Annotated in this window: 19 protein-coding genes and 1 pseudogene; 7 read left to right on the plus strand and 13 right to left on the minus strand. The window is 32.9% G+C overall.

Annotation, left to right across the window (positions count from 1 at the left end; translation table 11 throughout):
- Positions 1–30: 30 nt before the first annotated feature.
- The 3 genes and pseudogenes from COC46_RS02085 to COC46_RS02100 form a co-directional block, all read right to left on the minus strand.
- Positions 31–282 (minus strand): annotated as a pseudogene (locus tag COC46_RS02085) (stage V sporulation protein R); the annotation flags it as partial.
- Positions 283–508: 226 nt separating this feature from the next.
- Positions 509–895: a hypothetical protein gene (locus tag COC46_RS02090; RefSeq protein ID WP_098808123.1), complete on the minus strand. Its 387-nt coding sequence runs from the start codon at positions 893–895 to the stop codon at positions 509–511.
- A 703-nt stretch (positions 896–1,598) separates the two neighbouring features.
- Positions 1,599–3,020: a SpoVR family protein gene (locus COC46_RS02100; protein WP_098808125.1), complete on the minus strand. Its 1,422-nt coding sequence runs from the start codon at positions 3,018–3,020 to the stop codon at positions 1,599–1,601.
- Between the two features lie 658 nt (positions 3,021–3,678).
- On the opposite strand from COC46_RS02100, the gene COC46_RS02105 reads away from it, so the two are divergent.
- Positions 3,679–3,939, plus strand: coding sequence for a YhdB family protein (locus COC46_RS02105; protein ID WP_098808126.1), 261 nt, complete (start codon positions 3,679–3,681; stop codon positions 3,937–3,939).
- A gap of 37 nt (positions 3,940–3,976) precedes the next feature.
- Here the strand turns inward: COC46_RS02105 and COC46_RS02110 are convergent, their stop codons facing one another.
- Entirely contained in the window at positions 3,977–5,701 is a 1,725-nt protein-coding gene (locus COC46_RS02110; protein WP_098808127.1) for a phospho-sugar mutase, read from the minus strand.
- A gap of 173 nt (positions 5,702–5,874) precedes the next feature.
- Between COC46_RS02110 and COC46_RS02115 the strand changes: the two genes are divergently transcribed.
- Positions 5,875–6,087 (plus strand): DUF1540 domain-containing protein, encoded by a 213-nt coding sequence (locus COC46_RS02115; RefSeq protein WP_098808128.1) that lies wholly within the window; start codon positions 5,875–5,877, stop codon positions 6,085–6,087.
- Positions 6,088–6,178: 91 nt separating this feature from the next.
- Here COC46_RS02115 and COC46_RS02120 read toward each other — a convergent pair whose 3' ends face one another.
- Positions 6,179–7,045 (minus strand): SDR family oxidoreductase, encoded by an 867-nt coding sequence (locus COC46_RS02120; RefSeq protein ID WP_098808129.1) that lies wholly within the window; start codon positions 7,043–7,045, stop codon positions 6,179–6,181.
- Between the two features lie 189 nt (positions 7,046–7,234).
- On the opposite strand from COC46_RS02120, the gene COC46_RS02125 reads away from it, so the two are divergent.
- Positions 7,235–8,536: an NCS2 family permease gene (locus COC46_RS02125; protein WP_098808130.1), complete on the plus strand. Its 1,302-nt coding sequence runs from the start codon at positions 7,235–7,237 to the stop codon at positions 8,534–8,536.
- A 188-nt stretch (positions 8,537–8,724) separates the two neighbouring features.
- A complete protein-coding gene (locus COC46_RS22060) occupies positions 8,725–8,868 on the plus strand; it encodes a hypothetical protein (RefSeq protein WP_176545029.1) in 144 nt (47 codons plus the stop codon).
- A gap of 287 nt (positions 8,869–9,155) precedes the next feature.
- On the opposite strand, the gene COC46_RS02130 is transcribed toward COC46_RS22060, so the two are convergent.
- Positions 9,156–10,028 carry a patatin-like phospholipase family protein gene (locus COC46_RS02130; RefSeq protein WP_098808131.1) on the minus strand — a complete coding sequence of 291 codons (873 nt, stop codon included), beginning with the start codon at positions 10,026–10,028 and terminating at the stop codon, positions 9,156–9,158.
- Positions 10,029–10,439: 411 nt separating this feature from the next.
- Positions 10,440–12,830 (minus strand): penicillin acylase family protein, encoded by a 2,391-nt coding sequence (locus COC46_RS02135; protein ID WP_098808132.1) that lies wholly within the window; start codon positions 12,828–12,830, stop codon positions 10,440–10,442.
- A gap of 127 nt (positions 12,831–12,957) precedes the next feature.
- Between COC46_RS02135 and COC46_RS02140 the strand changes: the two genes are divergently transcribed.
- Positions 12,958–13,512 carry a thioredoxin family protein gene (locus tag COC46_RS02140; RefSeq protein WP_098808133.1) on the plus strand — a complete coding sequence of 185 codons (555 nt, stop codon included), beginning with the start codon at positions 12,958–12,960 and terminating at the stop codon, positions 13,510–13,512.
- A gap of 59 nt (positions 13,513–13,571) precedes the next feature.
- On the opposite strand, the gene COC46_RS02145 is transcribed toward COC46_RS02140, so the two are convergent.
- From COC46_RS02145 to COC46_RS02170, 6 genes are all read right to left on the minus strand, one after another.
- A complete protein-coding gene (locus COC46_RS02145) occupies positions 13,572–14,285 on the minus strand; it encodes a prepilin peptidase (protein ID WP_369700006.1) in 714 nt (237 codons plus the stop codon).
- A 232-nt stretch (positions 14,286–14,517) separates the two neighbouring features.
- Complete coding sequence (locus COC46_RS02150) at positions 14,518–14,976, minus strand: C40 family peptidase (RefSeq protein ID WP_098808134.1); 459 nt, start codon at positions 14,974–14,976, stop codon at positions 14,518–14,520.
- A 457-nt stretch (positions 14,977–15,433) separates the two neighbouring features.
- A complete protein-coding gene (locus COC46_RS02155; RefSeq protein ID WP_098808135.1) occupies positions 15,434–17,110 on the minus strand; it encodes a glycoside hydrolase family 13 protein in 1,677 nt (558 codons plus the stop codon).
- A 280-nt stretch (positions 17,111–17,390) separates the two neighbouring features.
- Entirely contained in the window at positions 17,391–18,200 is an 810-nt protein-coding gene (locus tag COC46_RS02160; protein WP_098808136.1) for a polymer-forming cytoskeletal protein, read from the minus strand.
- 18 nt (positions 18,201–18,218) lie between these two features.
- Positions 18,219–18,836, minus strand: a complete 618-nt coding sequence (locus COC46_RS02165) for a DUF4004 family protein (RefSeq protein WP_098808137.1) — start codon at positions 18,834–18,836, stop codon at positions 18,219–18,221.
- A gap of 262 nt (positions 18,837–19,098) precedes the next feature.
- Positions 19,099–19,434, minus strand: a complete 336-nt coding sequence (locus COC46_RS02170; protein ID WP_098808138.1) for an MGMT family protein — start codon at positions 19,432–19,434, stop codon at positions 19,099–19,101.
- A gap of 155 nt (positions 19,435–19,589) precedes the next feature.
- Here COC46_RS02170 and COC46_RS02175 point away from each other — a divergent pair, with 155 nt between their 5' ends.
- Positions 19,590–20,288, plus strand: coding sequence for an FTR1 family protein (locus tag COC46_RS02175; RefSeq protein ID WP_176545030.1), 699 nt, complete (start codon positions 19,590–19,592; stop codon positions 20,286–20,288).
- Between the two features lie 162 nt (positions 20,289–20,450).
- On the plus strand, positions 20,451–20,741 hold the full coding sequence (locus tag COC46_RS02180) for a HesB/YadR/YfhF family protein (protein ID WP_098808140.1): 291 nt from the start codon (positions 20,451–20,453) through the stop codon (positions 20,739–20,741).
- Positions 20,742–21,771: the final 1,030 nt, after the last annotated feature.

Below are 21,771 nucleotides of genomic sequence, written 5' to 3' on the forward strand. Positions count from 1 at the left end.
TTGACAGGGATAAGACCAATAAAGATGGTCTTAAATATTTATCCGATGAATATTCTTCCCATCATAACTAAACAACACAGACTTATTCTCAATATTCGTCTCCAAATGAACCCCTCTACCCCACAACTGATGAATATATGGCATTACCTTCTCAACATACTTTACATCAAGTTCCATATTTTCATAGGAATGCTTCAAATAAAGCTCCCCATTTTTTAAATAATCTCCTTCTTGAACAACGATATAAGGGAATCCCCCATTTACTCGACTAACAACAAGTTGAAGCTGGTGTGTGAAATTATTACAACAGAAAACAAAATTACAAATACTATTTGGACTAATACCATTTTTTTTTGTGGTTGGATACTATTTTTTTACTTAGTAGTTATTAATGCAACAGCTGGTTTACTTACATAAGAACTGAGTAACAAAAATAAAAGGCATTTTCATGAGCAACGCCTTTTTCACATATTATTATCCCTTAACAATAAGCATGTTATTTTAATTACTATCTAAAAAAAATTTCATATATATTCTTTATAATAGCTTTTAATAGCTCCATCTTCTCTTTTGAATCTATGACTTCAAATGGAACATATACTTCATGTTTTTTTAGGCGAAAATTTCTCATTTCTTTAATTTCAAAATTTAAAATTTGTTGAACTTCTTTTTGAACAGCCTTTCCCCAAGTAGAATCTGGATTACCTGGATCTACATGAAGAATTAAGCACTGGTAATTTTTATCTCCATATAGAGTCGCAAATTTTTTAGACGCTCCACTAAAGGAAATAGGTTTATACCCTAATGACAGGCTCTTTGCCGCCATTGTACATTTCATTGGACTTAAACTGTTTAAATATTTATGAAGTTCACCAAATACAATTAATTCACTCATTCTTATTTTTCTCCTTCTAAACTATTATTTTTCAATTACTTTTTTATAAGAATAGGATTGTATAGTTTCCCTGTGATATCAAGCAAGCTTTGTTAACTCAACTAGTCGAGTAGAAGGGAGCCTTTCTACCACCTTACGATAAATTGTACTCCATCCCCTCACTAAATCTCAAAAAAGTGACCACAGGATGGCATTCTCGCTCTTCAACTAATGCACTGCTTTAGTTGAACTAGACTACAAGTTTACAAAGTAAAATTCCCTTTAAATATCAATTTAAATCTTGGCTTAAAATCAATTTCTATTGTTTGCTGAGAATCTTCATTAATAACTGTTAAAAGTACACTTGAAAAACCTCTTTTATCTGCTGTAATCTCAAATTTCTCTACTCGCTTCAATTCTAAAAGCGATAACAATCTACCGAAATTTGGTTGAGTTACTTGTACTTTCACTTCTTGATTATAATAAAATGGCAAATCTTTCGTATTGAAATCGAATAGTTTAGGTACACTCAAACAGAGAAAGAAAATTGTTTTCTTCTGGGAAATCTCTCACTTATAATCCATACCTTTCAATACTATATTTTAACATTTATAATGCAACTTAACTTCCATTATGTTGAATACGCATTAACAAAATTCTGATCAGATTTGTAGGTTAAAAGTAGAAAGTAATTCATACAAAAAAACCACCTAAAAAGGTGGTCCTAAATATACTTCCGATGAATATTCTTCCCATCATAACTAAACAACACAGACTTATTCTCAATATTCGTCTCCAAATGAACCCCTCTACCCCACAACTGATGAATATACGGCATTACCTTTTCAACATACTTCACATCAAGTTCCATATGTTCATAGGAATGCTTCAAATAAAGCTCACCATTTTTTAAATAATCACCTTCTTGAACAACGATATATGGGAATCCTCCATTTACTCGACTAACTACAAGTTGATCTCGTACATTTTCCCACGCTTTATCAGTAACTTTATATTCCTTACCTTGTCGCTGGAATAAATACATATCTTCACGCATGACAAGATCTTTTGTTAAGTAGTTTCGAATAAATGAACTATCAGACTCTAACTCTCTTACTTCAAACATTTTTTCTCGACCGCTGCCAGGTTTAACACCTAACTCACGCATTTCTTTTGTTGGATGATTGTAGCGTTCTTCTATGTCTTCAAACATACGTAATCCTAAGTAATATGGATTAATGCTTGTTTTCGATGGTTGAACAACACCTGCGTTTAGTTTTGCGTATTCGATTGCTTCGTTTGAGTCTAGGTTTAGTTCTCGCATGATGCGGATGTGCCAGTAACTTGCCCAGCCTTCATTCATAATTTTCGTCTCAAGTTGTGGCCAGAAATATAGCATTTCCTCCCGTAACATTGTTAAAATGTCACGTTGCCATTCTTCTAGTTCTCTAGAGTATTCTTCGATAAATAATAGGATATCTTTTTCTGGTTGAGGTGGGAATTGTTTACGTTTTATTGGGATAAGGTTTGAGTCATTTTTCTTTTCTTTACTTTGATCCATATTCCATAAGTCATCGTATGGTGTCACTCTTTTTTTCTCTTTTAGTGGAAAATCATTTTCTAAGTCATATGCCAGTTTTGGTCTCATTAATGATGGATCAATATGTTCTTGAATTGAGAGGACTGCATCTAGGAAATTTTCTACTTCTTGTTTTCCGTATATATGCTCATAGTGTTTAATTCGTTCAGCAGTGGCTGCCATACTTTCAACCATATCTCGCTTTGTATTTGAGAAACGAATGTTATTTTTAAAGAAGTCGCAATGGGCTAATACGTGTGCAACAATTAATTTATTTTGAACGAGTGAGTTTGTATCTAATAAAAATGCATAACATGGGTCTGAGTTAATTACTAACTCATAAATTTTACTTAGTCCTAAATCGTAATGAAGCTTCATCTTATAAAACTGTTTTCCGAAGCTCCAGTGGGAGAATCTTGTTGGCATACCGTAAGCGCCAAAAGTATAAATGATATCCGCTGGACAGATTTCATAGCGCATTGGGTAAAAATCTAGCCCAAATCCTCTCGCAATTTCTGTTATTTCATCAATCGCATATTCCAACGCTCTATAATCACTTGCCTTCATCACACTCTCCTCCTGTCTCTTCTTATATTATTCTATGAACTGACAATTGAATTAATGTAAAAATAGTCATATCTCTACTATATTCATGTACCTAATTAGAAATTGTAAAAAACAAAAAAACGTATGAAAAAATTCCATACGGTAGTTAATTTTATTTTTTTAAAACGTTTGATATAACTTCTTTTTTTATTTTTTGATAACTAATCCTAAATGGTTTTTTAAATTTGTATTTTAGAGTCCATAATTCCCCTATTTTTTGAATCAATATATTTAATGTTATTGTCTCTAGTTTTTATAAAAGTATACTTAAAGGTCGATGAAAGTAATGCAAATAAATATCATAAATCGCAATTAATTTTCTGAAATCGCAATTAAACTTCACTCAATGCCTTAAAAAAATCCAGAAACCAATAAAACTATGCTCATATCATATTTTTTTTATTCCATTAAACGGAAACAACGTCATTTCATTAATAACTTGACCTAATTCAATTAAAATTCCTACTTTTCCTACACTTCCTACTTTCCCACTAACATCTACCCTTGCTATTCATCCTTTTTTTACCTAGCCTTTACTTCTAGCCTTTGTCAAATTCTCTCATGGCTAATAAATTCTTTTCGCCATAAACTAAGTGTACCCTCTAAAAGGAGGTTCACAATGCAAGCACAATCCGACTATGATTTAGCATTGTATTACACTTATTGTTGTCAATGGGATAAGCTTCTCGTGTTAATGGTAAATACGAAAGACGAACTTTTTTCAAAGCGTATTGAACATTTTCTTCATGCCTTTAAATACGAGAGGGACTTAGCGATCATTGATGAAAAATTAAAAGGTATGTTCCAGCATATTGAGCATGCTACAAGAGAAGAAAGTGCTGAGGAACAATCTTTCATATCATCATTTGAGCATCTTTAAATAAACGAAAAGAGCGACTAAATAGTCGCTCTTTTATTTAGACTAATACTTCAATTTTTTCCATAAATGCTTGTTGTAAACTGTCCAATTTTTGGATGCTATTTTCACGAGATTGCCCTACGATCCCAAAATAGAATTTAATTTTTGGTTCAGTTCCAGACGGACGTAAGCATACCCATGAACCATCTTCAAGATGATACTTTAATACATTAGATTTAGGTAGAAGTATTTGTTCTTTTTCTCCAGTTTCTAATGTCGTTTTTTCTTGAAGCTTATAGTCTTCAACTGTAATCACTTTTAGACCATTAATATCAGTCGGTGGATTTTGACGGTAATTTGTTAAAATCGATTGGATTTTTTCTGTACCTTCAATACCTTTTAATGTTAATGATTTTAATCCTTCTAGGTAAAAACCATATTGCTCGTAAAGGCTATTTAGGCCTTCATATAAAGTCATACCTTTTATTTTATAGTAAGTAGCAATTTCTGCAGCAAGTACTGTTGCTTGGATTGCATCTTTATCACGAACAAACGGTTTGATTAAATAACCATAGCTTTCTTCATAACCGAATAAGAAAGAGTATTCATTTGTTTGCTCAAATTCTTTAATTTTTTCACCGATAAACTTAAAGCCAGTAAGTGTATCTATCGTTTTAACACCAAATTTAGAAGCAATCACTTGACCGAATTCAGAAGTAACGATTGTTTTAAGTAATAGCGCATTTGATGGAACATCTTGTTGGCTTAATAAATAATGAAGCATTAATGCTCCTGTTTGATTACCTGTTAGGACTACGTATTCGCCATTTTCATTTTTTGTAGCGATTCCTAATCGATCAGCATCTGGATCAGTTGCAATTAATACATCTGCATCAATTTCTTTCCCGTAACGAATTGCATATTCAAATGCAGCATGCTCTTCAGGGTTCGGTGATTTTACAGTTGTAAAATTCGAGTCTGCGATAGCTTGTTCTTCAACAATTGTTACATTTTCAAAGCCAACAGCATTTAATGATAATTTTGCAGGAATTAATGCTGTACCATGTAATGGTGTAAAGACGATTTTTAAATCTTTACCATGCTCTTGGACTAATTCATTGTTAACAACAACAGTTTTTAATTGCTCTACATATAATTTGTCCATTTCTTCATCTAATCTATGTATTAAGCCTTTTTCAACTAATTCTTTTTCTGAAGATACTTCAATTTCTAATTCATTTTCAAATGAATTAACATACTCAATTACTTGATCAGCAGCAGCTGGAGGTAATTGACTGCCGTCATCACCGTAAACTTTAAATCCATTATATTCAGGTGGATTATGACTTGCCGTAATAACAATTCCACCGAAGCAGTTCAGCTCGCGTACAGCAAATGATAATTCTGGTGTTGGACGTAATTCATTGAATACATATGCTTTAATTCCGTGTGTTGCTAACGTTTTTGCTGCTTCCATCGCAAACTCAGGGCTTTTATGACGTGAATCGAAAGCAATTGCAACTCCACGGTTCTTTGCTTCTTCTCCAAAGCTTTCAATATATTTTGCAAAACCAGCAGATGCTTTACGAATTGTATAGATGTTCATACGATTCGTTCCAGGTCCGATTTCTCCGCGCATACCACCAGTTCCGAATTCTAAATTTTGATAGAAACTTTCCTTAAGTATAAGCTGATTATTCTCAAGTTTAATTAATTGTACTTTTAATTCTTGATCTAATGTCGGTGATTGAACCCATTTTTCATATGTTGTTTTCCAATTCATATTTGTTCTCCTCCTATACTTAATCAGAGTTTGATTCGATAAAAGTCATCCAAACTCCTTCTATCTTGATAAAAGTTTACAATATTCTCACAAAAAATTCTACATTGGTACTATTTTAAATCTGAATGAGATTGCAAAGTATGTGGAAAATAACATTAAAGGAGGGCGAGTTCATGCCAGAAATTAGATGTAGTGTTGCAAATTGTAATTTTTGGGGGCAAGGAAACTTTTGCCAAGCAGACTCAATTCTTGTTCAAACTGAAGCATATGAATACTCAAATGACTTTGATTTAACGATTCAAAATGCAGTATTAGATGGTCAAATAACGACTTCCGCTGTACATAGTGGTGAAACATGCTGTCACACATTTCGACCTAAATATTGAAAAACAAAGTCCAAAAATTTGATTTCAGACTGATTGCGAGCACTTGGCGAGCAGTCTGAAGGTGCCATTTGCATGGCACCTTTTTAATTTCCTATCCGTTTACAATAACTCCACCATTAACATGAATCATTTGTCCTGTAATAAAGGAAGCTTCATTACTTGCTAAGTATAGATATGCAGGTGCGAGCTCAACTGGTTGTCCAGCTCGTTTCATCGGAGTTGTGCTTCCAAACTTCGCTACCTCTTGTTCATCAAAGCTTGCTGGTATTAGTGGCGTCCAAATTGGCCCAGGTGCTACACCATTAACTCGAATTCCCTTTTGAGCAAGATTTGTTGAAAGTGAACGAGTAAATGTCACAATCGCTCCTTTCGTCGCAGAGTAATCCAATAATTGATCATGTCCTTTATAAGCAGTTATTGAAGCTGTATTTATAATTGAATCACCTTGCTTCATATGTGGAAGGCATGCTTTTGATAAAAAGAACATTGAAAATATATTTGTTTCAAATGTTCGTCTTAATTGCTCCTCTGTAATATCTTCTAAATTCTTTTGTGGATACTGAACAGCAGCATTGTTCACCAAAATGTTGATTTTTCCAAAGGTTTGAATTGCGTTTTGAACGATTTGTTTACAAACTGCCTCAGTTCGAAGATCACATCTCATTATTTCACAATTTCCACCGAGATCAGTTATGAATTTTTTTGTGTCTTGTGCATCAACATCCTCATCAAAATATGGGATAAAAACTGATGCCCCTTCTTTCGCAAAAAGTATGGCAACTGCTCTACCGATACCACTATCTCCACCAGTAATAATGGCAACTTTTTCCTTTAATTTACCACTTGCTACATAATTTGGATCTTCTGATATCGGTATTGGTGTCATTTCCTTTTCGATACCAGGTTGCTTATTTTGATGCTGCGGAATAAATTTAGTTGGAAATTGGTTTTGAGTCATTTATTTCATCCTCCTTTTAAATAATTCAAGATTTAGCATACCCAAATCGTACTTTTTGGAATACTAATCGTAATTGAATTCCTTAAAAGACGTTAATCTTTTAAAAAAGTATTGCACTTTCGCCATATAACGAATATTATTAATAACTGTTGAGTATAACATTCGTATTTTCTAACAAGGAGAACTATTATGTTTAAATTAAAAGAGGCTAACACTTCAATTAAAACAGAAATTGTAGCTGGTTTCACAACTTTTTTAACAATGGCTTATATAATAATTGTTAACCCTATCATATTATCTGCAGCTGGTGTTCCATTTGACCAAGCATTTACTGCAACAATTATAGCAACACTAGTCGGTACATTATTTATGGCATTGTTCGGAAATTATCCAATTGCCATCGCTCCCGGAATGGGAATGAATGCATATTTTGCTTATTCAGTTGTTTCAGAAGCACATGGTATTTCTTATCAATTAGCTTTCTCAGCTGTATTCATTACAGGTATTTTATTCGTCATTCTATCTTTAACTAAATTCAGAACTCATTTGATAGAAGCAATTCCAAATACACTAAAACATGCAATAAGTGTTGGAATTGGTTTATTTATCGCTTTTATAGGTTTACGTCTTTCAGGTATTATCGTTGCTAACAAAGATAATCTTGTAGGTCTGGGGGATCTTCATTCTCCAGGAGTTGTTCTTACTTTAATAGGAATTGCAATTACTGTTATTTTATTTGCCTTAAATGTAAATGGAGCGTTATTCTTCGGAATGGTCTCAACAGCAATCATCGCAGGTGTTGCAGGAAAATTACACATTAAAGGTAGCATATTTTCTTTACCAAAATTACCTGAACATATCATTATTGCTAATCCGATTACTGCTGCTTCGGACGTTATCCAATATGGACTATATTCGGTTGTCTTTTCATTCTTATTAGTTACTATTTTTGATACTACTGGTACCTTCTTAGGTGTTGCATCACAAGCAGGCTTGTTAAATAAAAATGACGAGAAACGAACAGGACGTGCAATGTTATCTGATTCACTTGGTACTACAATCGGTGCAATGTTTGGTACTTCACCTACGACTGCTTATATCGAATCTTCTGCAGGTGTTGCAGCTGGTGGTAGAACAGGCTTAACAGCTCTTGTTGTCGCATTACTTTTCGTTTTCGCAGCATTCTTTAGCCCACTTGTTAATTCAATTTCTGGTGTAGCAGCTATTACATCACCATCATTAATCATAGTTGGTTGCTTAATGATGGGCAGCGTACGTCATATTGAGTGGGACAACTTTGAAGAGGCATTCCCAGCATTTTTAGTCATTATCACAATGCCACTTACTTCAAGTATTGCTACAGGTATTGCTCTTGGATTTATTACGTATCCACTTTTAAAAGTAGTTAAAGGGAAAGCAAAAAATGTTAAACCAGTTATTTATATATTTGGAATTTTATTCTTAATTCAATTGGTTTTCTTCCCACATTAATATTGAATAATTCAAAGCACATTGTCTTTTATAGATTAATGTGCTTTTTTTATTTTTTATTTAGGTACTAGCCTTTCCTCGATGGGACATCTATGCATACTTTGTTTATGTAGATTATTCAAGGAGGTGTTCTACGATGTGGAACAACCAAGATCAAGTCAACATGAACTCAAGTAGATGTAGACGTAATGACTGTGACTGTGACAATTGCAGAAATAGACGTTGCGATTGTGATGATTGCCATCGTGATCATTGTGACTGTCATATCCATGATTGTCACTGCCGTTGCAGATGCTGCTGCTTTAGAAGAAAAAGTAACTGTAGCTGTATGAATCCGTGTTTAGGTGTCGATATGGTAATGTTTGAAATGATGATGAAAAACATGATGAACAATAATAACAAAAATAATAATAAAGATTAATCTATCTTCTCCCTCCCCCAATCAAAAAAAGACCTGAACAATAACAGGTCAATCAAACTGTTGACAAACGCTCGCTTTCTTTTAGTGTTTTACTTTCCTTAATTTATCATTTAATAAATTATGCCAAATTTCATTCTTTGAAAACAAGCGTTTTCAATCAGTCTGAGTATTTTTTCAACATATTTAAACGACCTGCGATTAACAGGTCGTTTTTTCGTGCGATATAAATTCTACTATTTGTTCGCGAAGATGCTTAGCATCCTCATAACCTTCTTTATATAGGTCTAATAAACGCGCTTTATTTCGTTCAATTCGTCCAACCTTTAACTTTTGGACTGGGCGAATGACAAGTATATTTCCAGCTTTTTCTTGCTCTTCAATATAATCTAGTTGCTTATTATAAACTTCAGATCTATTTAGAACCGCTTGAACTAGTCCTGGATAGTCCTTATATTTTTTTTGCAAGTACCAATTTCCTTTTGACGGTTTTTTACGGTAACCTGCATTCCTAGTTAAAACAACTATATTCTTTCGATTTCCATCCGCTTCTGATTTACGAATTGGAATCGGGTCTCCAATTCCACCATCCATTAAGAAATGTTCATTAAACTTAATAATTGGAGCCATTAAAGGTAAAGAGCTTGACGCTCGAATAATATTTAACATATCTGTTGTCTCGACAATTTCATCTTTATCAAAATAAACAGGTTCCCCAGAAATACAATCTGTCGTACCAACTACAAATTTTTGCTCAGCCTTATAAAATGAATCAAAATCAAATGGATCTAATTCATTTGGAATAAGATCAAACAATAAGTCCATACCAAAAAGCTGCTTATTACGAATTAAATTTTTGAAAGAAATATAATCTGGATGCTGTAAAAATTCCGTATTTACTCGTTTATTACGTCCATGTTGTTTAGAAAGATAAGAAGTACCCATACAAGCACCTGCAGAAACACCTATTACATAAGGAATTTCGATATTTTGTTCTAAAAAATAATCAAGAACACCGGCCGTATAAATACCTCTCATCCCACCACCTTCGAGAACTAAGCCTATTCCATCCATAATTTACAGCCCTCCTTTATGAATTAGATTACTACATCTATTTAAATATTTTAGTATATGGAGTGAGGAAAGTGAAGAAATTAGAGTTGAGTTTATCGGTATGCGGAGTTTCCTTTGGGTCATATTGAGGAGCGCAATTATATTCTAGAAAACGCAATTAAATATTGGGAATCGCAATTATATTCTGGGAATCGCAATTAAATATAGAAAATCGCAATTAAACTGAGTAAAAGGGCAATCCCCCACACATTTTTGCTTAATCCATATCAAAATTAACTGACTTACACCCAAGATTAATCGATTTTATCAATAATTGATCTTATTTCCTAAAAAATCAACCATTTTTAATGAAAATCACCCACTCATAAGGAAAACAGACCTCCATGAGGTCTGTCTACTACACATCCAACCTTATTCACCTTTCTTCGGTTCCAACACTTCTTTCACACCTTCAACATTTTTCAATGTAGTAGTATGATATGTTCCGTTTGCCCAATCTTTCATTTGGTCGCTATACCATTTGCTTCCGATGTTTCCGGATTGCCCTGGTCCTACTATGTTTACTGATTTAGTTAAATCTGCGAAGTCTACAACTGTCCGCCAAGATGCACCGTGGTCTACGATTCCTTGGTCATCATATCCTGCGGCTTTAACTGTAGTTGAGCTTCCTCCTACTGGGATTGGGTCTCTAGCATTAAAGAAATAGCTTAGTAATTTAATGCTTGATAGTGGATGTGTGAATGCGACTTTATGGTGATTACCCCATTTCCACTTAGCTACATTGTCTCCATCAGTTTTGCTAATAATTTTGATTGTTTTTTCGAATGTGTTTAATAAAAGTTGATCGATTCCACCTTTTTCATCTATCCAGATAACTTTTTTCCCACTGAAGCTGTCTCGTAATAATTGATCGACTACGACTTTGCGGTCTCCAAATAAATCCATCATATCTTTAGAGATTTGTTTATCGAATAATGCTTTATTAATTTCGGTCAGCCACATTTGGAAAATGAGTGGGGATGTCTCATCCTTATCATCTATAAAATTCCATTTTTCTAGTTCTTTTAATGCGGATTTTTCAACAGTTGATAATTGATCTTTATTTTGTTTTATTAAATTAATAAACTTTGGTACGTGTTCTTTTGCCTGTAAGTTCATGTCGTCCATTTGTAGATTTTGCATATCTTTAACAGTCAGTCTGTCATTCTTTTTAAGTACTTCCTGAATACGTAATTGACGATAAGGTTGTGCCCAAGAATTTGAAATATGGTACGGATATGAATCATCAACCACTTTATTGTTTGCAGATGATATGAATCCTTCCTCTGGATTGATATTCGTGGGTAGTTCTTCATATGGAATATACCCTTTCCAACCGTAATCACTAGTCCAGCCTGGTACTGGCATTAGTCCATTTCCTTTTTTACGAATTGGAATTTTACCGTTTGCTCGATAAGCAATCGTTCCGTCATCTGAAGCAAAAACGAAATTTTGGGCGGGCGCATCAAATAATGCCAATCCTTCTTTAAACGTATTCCAATCTTTTGCGACGTTAAATTTTAAAACCGCCTCTAACTCAGTTGTTGGTTGCAGTGCTGTCCATTGTAAAGAGAACACAGAGTCTTTTCCAGCTTCACTGGCAAATTCTGAGATTACCGGACCATGTCTTGTAATCATGACAGGTAAAACTTTATTCTTTTTACCTTTAATTTTAATCGTTTCATTTATAACCTGTGCCTGTTCCCATTTACCATCATATAAAAATTCGTCCGATTTATTTGGATTTCGTTTTTCAATATATAAATCTTGTACATCAGGGCCCACATTCGTTACTCCCCAGGCAATATGTTCATTATGACCAACGATAATTCCAGGCACACCTGCAAAAATTACACCACTAACATTCATGGAGCCAGATTTTAATTGAGTTTCATACCAAATTGCCGGTGTCGCTAATCCTAAATGAGGATCATCTGCTAATAATGGTTTTCCGGACTTGGTTTTAGAGCCACTAACAACCCAATCATTACTTCCATTCCAAGCAGGGGGAATAATTGCGCTTGCAAAGCTCTTTTCTACATCAATTTTTGAAGTATCACTTGGAATAATATACGGATCTAGATCATTATTAGCAGGAAATAACTCCAAAGCCTTCTCTTTTGAAAATTTATTCATAGCATAATATCGAAATGCTTGTTCGTTCCAATGGCCGCCTAAATCGAAAGCCATATATTTACCAATAACTAATGAGTCAATTGCCGTCCATTTAGTAGGTTTATATTGTAAAATCTTAAATTCAACTGGTAATTTATTTTCTTTCAGTGCATATTTTATGTACGCATTTACTCCTTCTGCATACCAATTCAAAACTGTTTGTCCATTTTTATCGTATTCACTGTAAGATGCTTCTGCAGCTCTTCTTAAGCCAAGTGTTCGAAAATATGAGTCACGCTCCACAGTTGCATCGCCAATTATTTCACTTAATTGTCCGGATGCTTGTCTCCTACTTAAATCCATTTGAAATAATCGATCTTGAGCCGTTACAAATCCTTGCGCTACATATAGGTCATGCAAATTCTTAGCACTGATATGAGGGACTCCTTTATCATCCCTAACTACTTCTACTTTATGATTTAATGAGCTAATCGATAATTTCCCTTTAATACTTGGTAAGGATCTTTTTGTTAAGTACAAGCCGCTTGCTGCAACGATTAAGACAATCATGATCAAGATTGTTGATGTAATTTTAATCCATTTCGGAAAGCGCTTCCGACTTTTCGTTATCTCAATAGGCGCACTCATTTTTCTCCCTCCTGCTCAAACTGCATAAAAAATAGATACTGTATATTAATTCTGCAAGTCTTATTACATTCCTTCTTATCGAGAATACGGTATAATACTATTTATCAACATTAAAGGAGTGTATAATATGTCATTAAATTCTTGGTTCGAAAAAGGCATGACTTTTCAAGAATATGTAGAAGCAATGAATGTTAACAAAGAAGAGCTTTTAAAAATCTACAATGAAGTTACAATTCCTGAAAGTACACAAGCGAAACTTGAGCAATTAAAGGATCGTCATTGGAAAGTTGTTACTTTAACTGCAGATTGGTGTGGAGATGCACTACTTAATGTACCAGTTATTCAAAAAATGATGGAAACAGCAAATATAGATACAAGATTCCTAATTCGAGATGAAAATCTAGAATTAATGGATCAATATTTAACAAATGGTAAATCTCGTTCAATTCCAATTTTTGTTTTTATGGATGAAAAAGGGCAAGAAGTAAATGTATGGGGCCCACGTTCTGCAGAGATTGAAGAAATTGTAGTTGAAATGAAAAAAGAGCTTCCAGATAAAGAAGATCCGAATTTCCAAGAAAAACAAACGGCTATTTTTAAAGCAATTCGAACAAACTTTGTTGAAGACAAAAAATACTGGGATTCAGTTATTAGTAGTGTAGAAGAGAAATTATTTTCATAAGAAATAATAGAGGTTATTTAGTTGAAAGACTTTTCAATTAGATAGCCTTTTTATTTTATTTAACCGAAGAATGAAATGTAATATTCTAAAAGGGTTTTACTATAAAAATAACTGATCAATCCCCCAATAGCGATGAATGGTCCAAAAGGAATGGGGCTTCGCTTCTTTGTTTTACCTGCCATAATTAAAACGAATCCAAATATACTACCAGAAAAGCAAGCAAGTATAAATGTAATGAGCGTTAATTTCCAGCCCAAAACAATACCTATCACACCAAATAATTTTATATCTCCCCCTCCCATTCCACCTTTGCTGATGATGGAAATTAGAAGCAATACTATGAACGAACCTAAAGCCCCCACAACACTACTCCACCAGGGATCCAAAGGAATAAACATCCGTTCAAGGATAAAAATAAACAAAAAGATTAGTAGAATACGATCAGGAATCAACATAAACTTAATATCTGATACAACAATAATCATAAATAAAGAGATTAACGAAAGTGCTATCATTAATTCTTTTTGAACCCCCACTTCATGCAAGGCTAGAACGAATAAACCACCTGTTAGTAGTTCAATTAAAATGTAAATAGTTGAAATACTACTATTGCAACTTCGGCATTTACCCCGTTGGTAGGTGAAGGAAAATACTGGTATCAATTCTTTAGCTCCTATTTTATATCCACAATTTTGGCAAGAGGAACGCGGTGAAATAATCGATTTCCCCATTGGTACCCTTAATCCAACAACATTAAAAAACGAACCAAACACAATACCTACTATGAAAAAAGTAAGATAGATGATTGTTATGTTTACCAACTCCTATAAAAGTTGAATGATTATTTTAATTATGGCCCATTATATCATCTGAAAGTAATCTACTTAATTAATAAAATAGAAAACTTTATGACAATAAAAAGTAGTCTCGCTAAATAGGCGAGTTAATCTAAAAAAAAAAGCAATCTACCTTTCTTAAGAAAAGTAAATTGCTCTATTATTATGTTTATTTAATTACACTACCTGAGCCAGCGAATTTCGGTTTCCAATATGAATTAGAAAGGCTTACAAGTGCTACTCCCTTACTTGAAGTTGCTGAAATAAAACTATTATTTCCCATGAAAATTCCTACGTGGCTAATACCTTTTTTATATGTATTTTTGAAGAAAACTAAATCTCCAGGTACGGGCTTTTTAACAATTGAACTAACAGTATACATTGATGAAGCAGTACGAGGTAATTTTTTACCTACTTTGTTATACACATATCCAACGTATCCTGAACAGTCAAATCCTTTTGTACTTGTACCACCAAAACGATATGGTACCCCAGTGTACTTTTTAGCGATTACCGTTACCTGCTTTTTCTTTGAGTACGGGTTATATGTAGATGCTGCTTGTGATTTAGTCGTAAAAAATACCATGCTCAGTAAGCATACGAAAGCTATCATTAATTGCTTTTTCATCACGTTCTCCCCCTTCATTGATAATGTAAGTCTAGCAAAATAAAATATTGAAAGCCATTACAGGATTGTTACAAATTGTCGAAGTGTTTGTAATATTATATAACCATGTAAGTTTTTGCCAACAAACGCAATGAAAAATGACTGTCATTCGACAGTCATTTTCCAAGAGTGTAGATCTATAACATAGTCAAGATTGAAAAAGGGATGGGAGATAAGACAATTACTTACTAAAATAAGGCTCATGAGTAAGGTAAACAGCGAGAAGCTGGAAAAACCTTACTCATAACGGGTTCATGAGTTACAAAAAAGCAAGATGCTGAAATAACCCTACTCATAAAGAGTTCATGTAATAATAATTAACTTCACTCTGCTTCCTTTACATTGAATTGTTATAAGAATAAAAAAACTGTCAATTGACAGTTTTTTTATTCTTCTCTATTTATGTTCAGAGCTAAAATTATACTAATCGGTATACTCTTGCTTCAAATGGTTTAAATTCCATTGCTTCAACTAATGCGTGATCTGTTGAAGAAATGTTAGTTAAGCACAGTTGTGCGTTCTTTTTTGTAAGCTCTTTCGGTAAGACAAATTTTTGCTTCTCTGAAGATAAGTTAGAGATTACTAAGAATGTTTCATTTTCACCATTACGAGTGTATGCATAAATAGGCTCATTTTTTACATCTAGGTATTTGTAAGGCGCATAAACTAAAGTCTTGTTTTCCTTACGTAAAGTAATCATCTTTTTATAAAATGATAAAATTGAGTCTGCGTCTTTTTCCTGAATCTCTACGTTTATCTCACTGTAGTTTTCATTCGTTTTAAGCCATGGTTTACCTGTTGTAAATCCAGCGTTTTCTGCGCTATTCCATTGCATTGGAGTACGTGAATTATCGCGACCTGTTTTCCATAAAATGTCTAGTACCTCTTGTTCAGTTGAACCATCTTCAATCATTGAATTATACATATTTTTCGCACTTACATCGTTATAGTCATTGATTGATGTGTAATGAACATTTTTCATTCCAATTTCTTGTCCTTGGTAAATGAACGGAGTGCCTTGCATAAAGAAGTACATCACACCAATGGCTTTAGCTGAAATTTTCCAATAAGCATCATCATCATTTCCTAATGTACTTACTGCTCTAGGTATATCATGGTTTTCAATAAATAATGCATTCCATCCGTATCCTTCTATACCAGTTTGCCACTTCGTAAGTACTTCTTTTAAGTCGGCGATCGAAGTTTCAGACTCATCGGTTTTCTTCCAAAGGTCTAAACTCTCAAATTGGAAAATCATATTGAACTTTCCTTCTTTTTCGCCAACCCATAAATGTGCATCTTTCGTTGTTACACCATTTGCTTCTCCAACAGTCATTATGTCGTATTTATCAAAGGTTTCACGTTTTAATTCATCTAAATACTTGTGAATCCCCTTTTGATTCATATGCATATCAAAACTTGCTACATATTTTTCCTTTTTAGGATTTGGCATATCAGGGAAACCTGGTCTTTTCTTAATATGACTAATTGCGTCTACACGGAAACCGTCTATTCCTTTATCTAACCACCAATTAATCATGTCATAGATTTTTTGTCTTACTTCTTTGTTTTCCCAATTTAAATCAGGCTGCTTTTTTGAGAATAAATGTAAGAAATATTCATCTGTTTCTTTGTCAAACTCCCATGCAGATCCACCGAAAATACTTTCCCAGTTATTTGGCTCTTGACCAGATTTATTTCCTTCTCTCCAAATATAGTAGTCTCTATAAGGATTATCTTTTGACTTTTTAGATTCTAAAAACCACGGATGCTCATCACTTGTATGGTTAACTACTAAATCTAAAATTAATTTCATTCCTCTTTCATGTACAGCTTCTAATAGCTCATCAAAATCAGCCATTGTACCAAACTCATCCATAATGTCTTGATAATCTGAGATATCATAACCGTTATCATCATTTGGTGATTTATAAAATGGACAAATCCAAATTACATCTATCCCTAATTCTTTTAAATAATCTAATTTTGAAATTACACCTTTTAAGTCCCCAATTCCGTCACCATTTGAATCCATAAAGCTACGTGGATAAATTTGGTAAGCAACCGCTTCCTTCCACCAACTTTGAATTGTCATAATCTCTCTCCTCCAAATGCACTAAAGCGTTTTCAATATTAGCTATATATAATAGCTTTTGATAATAAATACTAATTCATTGCAACCGTTTGCACATTATTATCTTAACACTCAACTAATTTTAGTTCAATAACCGAAATTTCGAGTTTACTTACTCTTTTTAAGTATTTACTATTAAAAATTTACTAAAGGCCTATTATTCTCGCGTTCATTTTATTAAACCGTTTTCACTAATCAAAATAAAAAAAGCGACTAGGATTTTCCTTTAGTCGCTAATTATTTATTGCTCTAATTTCTTTACATCCTTTACCTTTGCTGTAGGATGAATTTGAACATCTTCTGTATATTCCACTAGATCGATTTTGCATTTTGGTCCGATCGTTACAGCATCGCCTCGTACTACGCTTGCCGTTGTATAATCAATTTTTACAGCACTTCCTTCAATCACATCAGCTCTGAAGTTAGTACGGTTGTTAAAAACTTTCGTAAAGATTCGTGAAAATATGTTACTGTCATCAAATCGACTAATTTCAATTGTTTCTCCGCCAATTTCCGGTATATAACTAAATCCACTATGATAAGCAAATCCACCATGTGTAATTTTTACATTTTCAGCATTTAATAAACCGTTCATAGATAAATGACCCTTAGCCGTAAATACTTCACATTCAGACCCTTTTTCCGTTGAAAGCGATCCTTTTACAGTAATTACTTCTGCCTTTACTAAACCTGTCGTTTTCATTGAACCAGACACATTAATGCTCTGAACATTTAAGTCGCCTTTTGTTTTAAAACTTCCACTTACATTCACATCTCCACCAGAAATGCTTCCATCAATAGAAGCTGAGCCACTTACAGTCATTTTTTTCGCTATAACATCACTTAAACATTTAGCACTTCCGCTACAGTTAAAATATTCCGCTTCTACTTTGCCATTAAATTTAGCAGAGCCACTTACTTTTACTTCATGACAAAAAATATCGCCAAGTATTCGTCCACTGCCACTAATTTTTACGCTATCATAACTTCCAGCACCAATTGTTCCTGAACCATTAATGATTGCATCTTGTCTAGATTGCACGTTCACCATATTGTCTCCTCCTTATATTTATTTAACGGATTTATTTAAATAGCTTGAGAGAGCAACATTGATCAAGATTGAGTCCTTTTGATCAACAAATGTTCCATGTTGATTCCCAATAATCCATGTGCCTATACCAAATTTTCGTATATAAATGACAAATGCTTCGTCTAAATTAATTTGATGTTTATGTGTTTCCACCAATCTTAAAAATTGGTTTATCTCATCTATTGTTACACTCCCTTTCGAAAGCCAGTCGTTCACAAAAAGTAAAGAACAAAGTTGAACCGTACCTAAATTCTCTAATTCAGTATTCGGAAAAAGTGATTGATATATTTGTAGGACTTGCTTAGGGACCTGCTCCAAAGATAAAGGATCATGCCCACGATCAGAAACGGTTTCTTCACTGATCGAAAACACTCTAGCAATATCATCTAATGATTGGTCATCCTTCAACTCTTTTATTTTTTCAATCCGATCTAAAATTTTCTGCTTTGGAAAAAACGTTTCCTGTCCAGTAAAGCTTGATTTTTTCATAAACCACTCTTCAGGTATGATGTTTTTCCTTTTCCATCTATAAAGCTGTCCGTACGATATGCCTGTCAGTTGTAGTAAATCTTTTTTTGAAATTAATTCTTCACTCATTTGACATTCCTCCTGACACGAGTATAACAAAACAATGTTTTATTGTAAAGTATGCAATTAAAACACTTTTGACAATCTATCTATAAGATTTTACAACAATATTATGCGTAACAATGTTTTAATTATTGTCATTTTGTAAAAAAAATACCCAAAATTCACTACTTAATGAATTTTTGGGTAACCACACGTTTTAAATCTTAGTTTAATCACTTTATTGTTATTCTGCCACTAACATAATAAAAGTCTATTTTAATTAAAAATACTAAATTAAATCCACATCTTCTTTCTCAAGAACAAGACTTACTTGATATTCCTTCAAGTTAATCGTTCTCTCGCTAGTAAATTTAATCCCTTCTTTTTGAAGTAATTGCTTTTGCTTTAAAAATCCTGCTTCGTCTTGGATTCCGATCTCTCCTTTAGCATTTAGAACTCTATGCCAAGGTAAGTGATATTTTTGGCTCATTGAATGTAAGATTCTTACAATTTGTCTAGCTCCTCTTGGACTTCCTGCTAGTTTTGCAACTTGACCGTATGTCATTACTTTACCTAGTGGTATATTTTTAATTATTTCAATTGCTCTGCTCGTAAAAGATTCCATGCTTTCCCCTTCTAAATCTACATTTTTGGGTCATTTTATATTAATTTTACCACAAAATTTATTATGTCTATATTTTATTAAAATAGTGTCCAATTCTACTTTGAATGAATAATCTAGTTAGTAGATTTAATCATATAAGGGAGGATGATAGTAAAGTGAATGCTAATTTCTTAATAGCTTTACGAGAAGGTCTTGAGGTATCCTTAGTAATCGGCTTTTTACTCATTACATTAATTCAGAGTAAAAAGAATCATTTAATCAAGTCCGTTATTTACGGTACAATTTTCGGAGTAATCGTTAGTATTTTTGCCGGATTTTTCTTATTTTCAACATTCGGCGATCTAAATGCAAATCTTGAACATACTATCGAAGGCATAATCCAACTAATTGCAGCGTTATTAATTTTTTACTTTGTCTACTGGTTAAGTGGTCAAAGTAGCATTAATATTTCAGATAAGCTGAAATCAGAAGTTAAAATTAAAGATAATAATTTTTCATTATTTTTAATGGCGAGTGTCTTTGTAATACGTGAGGGCTTAGAGTTAGTTTTGTTTGTTTTATCAAATGCTCAAACAATCGAGTTTGTTGGAATGATTGCAATTCTACTAGGTATTCTCACAGCAATCCTAATCGCATATTTATTTATCAAAACTACAATTAATTTAAATATTAAAGTCATTTTTACTTTACTAGGTATTCTATTAATTTTCTTTGGAGGTAAAGTATTTACTGAAGGAATTTTCTCATTTGTAGATGCTTCATCACTAGTTGAACAAATTGTCTATTATGCTTTTGTCGTCATTTCACTATTTGTTTTATTTAAAAACAACATTTTATCATTCTTCAAAAAATAAAATAGATTAGCCATAAACCCATAAGGTGTAAAAAATCCCCTTGTGGGTTTTGCTATTGTTTGAACAATTTTAAATTAATAGCTTTCCCTAATGTCACTTTTCTGTATAGTTTTTCACATTCATACTATAATACTTTTATATGATATAGAAAGGTCGGATACAATGAAGATTACAATTTCTGACGATGCAATAAAATGGTTTAAAGATGAGATGGATGTTAAAGACGGTGATTCGATTCGTTTTTTCGCAAGATATGGTGGAAATAGTACAATACATAAAGGTTATTCATTAGGTGTAACTAAAGAAGATCCAGTCAACATCGGAGAATCAATTACAATTGAAAATGTGGTTTATTTTATAAATGAAACTGATTTATGGTATTTTAAAGATTATGATTTAAATGTAATTATAAATGAAAATAAGGAATTACAATTTGTATATGAGTCTAATTAGAAGAAGAGCTTAGGTAGCTGTGATGCCTAAGCTCTTCTTTTATTAAATGTCAATTTAATAGTTAAATTTTCGTAAAGAAAGCCCTGTGATATTAATTTCCACTACAGGTTGCTCGCTTTCCAAGGGGCGAGACGTGAGCCTCCTCGTTCCTGCGGGGTCTCAGCCTTCCCGCATCTCCCATAGGAGTCGATCAACCTTCCGTTCCAATCAACTTATTCAAATAAAATAAGTCTATCATAAAAATTCTATTTTAATATCCTTTACTTGGAGTATAAATAATTTAAAAACACAGTTTGTATGTTAATTAATCTTCAATAGTTTTTTTCTTTTCTAATCCGATAAAAATATAACTAGCATAATAAAAAATGCTGGTAATTCCAAATATAGCAAAAATTCCAGGTGTCAAAGCAAAATAAAAACTAAAAGGAATCGACCAAATAAAAGCAAATAACATTAACCTTTTTTTAGAAGTTAATGAAGAATAAATCAATAAACAAGCAGGAAGAAATAACATTACGAATGTATATGTGATTGAATCGATATCGAATTCATTTATATTTGCAGGATTAAAAAAAGAGAAAACAACCCACAAAATTATACTCGATACACCAGATAATATCCCTATGGTAGCTGAAGTTTTTTTTATTTTGAATGCCCCCTATTCCATTAATTTGTCCTGTGCTCATACTTTCTTTTAATTTTACATATTGCTTTATTACTTTTTCAATACAACACCGTCTTGTAATTGTTATATAGTTAGTGTTTTTTAAAGAACCAATTAAAGAAGAGAGCGACTTCTATAATTTATATTCTGGAATTAGTAATTTTTTCCTTTTCTTGTTTCTTATTGAATTACCTACAATTTTTCCAAAGAAAGACCGCCGAAGCAGTCGATCATCCTTTTCTTATTTACTTAATCTGCCATTAGATGTATAAGAAAATCAACAATATGCTTTAACAGAGGCAACTTTTAAAAATGAAATTAAGAATTATTAAAGTTTGTTGAAACTATACTATTTCTCAAAATATT

The organism is Bacillus sp. AFS041924, from assembly GCF_002577195.1.
Classification (GTDB): Bacteria; Bacillota; Bacilli; order Bacillales; family Bacillaceae_G; genus Gottfriedia.

What these genes read in the sequence shown, in the direction of transcription:
- COC46_RS02090 (WP_098808123.1), bottom strand. Translation starts at nt 895, where the DNA reads ATGAGTGAATTAATTGTATTTGGTGAACTTCATAAATATTTAAACAGT.
- COC46_RS02100 (WP_098808125.1), bottom strand. Translation starts at nt 3,020, where the DNA reads ATGAAGGCAAGTGATTATAGAGCGTTGGAATATGCGATTGATGAAATA.
- COC46_RS02105 (WP_098808126.1), top strand. Translation starts at nt 3,679, where the DNA reads ATGCAAGCACAATCCGACTATGATTTAGCATTGTATTACACTTATTGT.
- COC46_RS02110 (WP_098808127.1), bottom strand. Translation starts at nt 5,701, where the DNA reads ATGAATTGGAAAACAACATATGAAAAATGGGTTCAATCACCGACATTA.
- COC46_RS02115 (WP_098808128.1), top strand. Translation starts at nt 5,875, where the DNA reads ATGCCAGAAATTAGATGTAGTGTTGCAAATTGTAATTTTTGGGGGCAA.
- COC46_RS02120 (WP_098808129.1), bottom strand. Translation starts at nt 7,045, where the DNA reads ATGACTCAAAACCAATTTCCAACTAAATTTATTCCGCAGCATCAAAAT.
- COC46_RS02125 (WP_098808130.1), top strand. Translation starts at nt 7,235, where the DNA reads ATGTTTAAATTAAAAGAGGCTAACACTTCAATTAAAACAGAAATTGTA.
- COC46_RS22060 (WP_176545029.1), top strand. Translation starts at nt 8,725, where the DNA reads ATGACTGTGACTGTGACAATTGCAGAAATAGACGTTGCGATTGTGATG.
- COC46_RS02130 (WP_098808131.1), bottom strand. Translation starts at nt 10,028, where the DNA reads ATGGATGGAATAGGCTTAGTTCTCGAAGGTGGTGGGATGAGAGGTATT.
- COC46_RS02135 (WP_098808132.1), bottom strand. Translation starts at nt 12,830, where the DNA reads ATGAGTGCGCCTATTGAGATAACGAAAAGTCGGAAGCGCTTTCCGAAA.
- COC46_RS02140 (WP_098808133.1), top strand. Translation starts at nt 12,958, where the DNA reads ATGTCATTAAATTCTTGGTTCGAAAAAGGCATGACTTTTCAAGAATAT.
- COC46_RS02150 (WP_098808134.1), bottom strand. Translation starts at nt 14,976, where the DNA reads ATGAAAAAGCAATTAATGATAGCTTTCGTATGCTTACTGAGCATGGTA.
- COC46_RS02155 (WP_098808135.1), bottom strand. Translation starts at nt 17,110, where the DNA reads ATGACAATTCAAAGTTGGTGGAAGGAAGCGGTTGCTTACCAAATTTAT.
- COC46_RS02160 (WP_098808136.1), bottom strand. Translation starts at nt 18,200, where the DNA reads ATGGTGAACGTGCAATCTAGACAAGATGCAATCATTAATGGTTCAGGA.
- COC46_RS02165 (WP_098808137.1), bottom strand. Translation starts at nt 18,836, where the DNA reads ATGAGTGAAGAATTAATTTCAAAAAAAGATTTACTACAACTGACAGGC.
- COC46_RS02170 (WP_098808138.1), bottom strand. Translation starts at nt 19,434, where the DNA reads ATGGAATCTTTTACGAGCAGAGCAATTGAAATAATTAAAAATATACCA.
- COC46_RS02180 (WP_098808140.1), top strand. Translation starts at nt 20,451, where the DNA reads ATGAAGATTACAATTTCTGACGATGCAATAAAATGGTTTAAAGATGAG.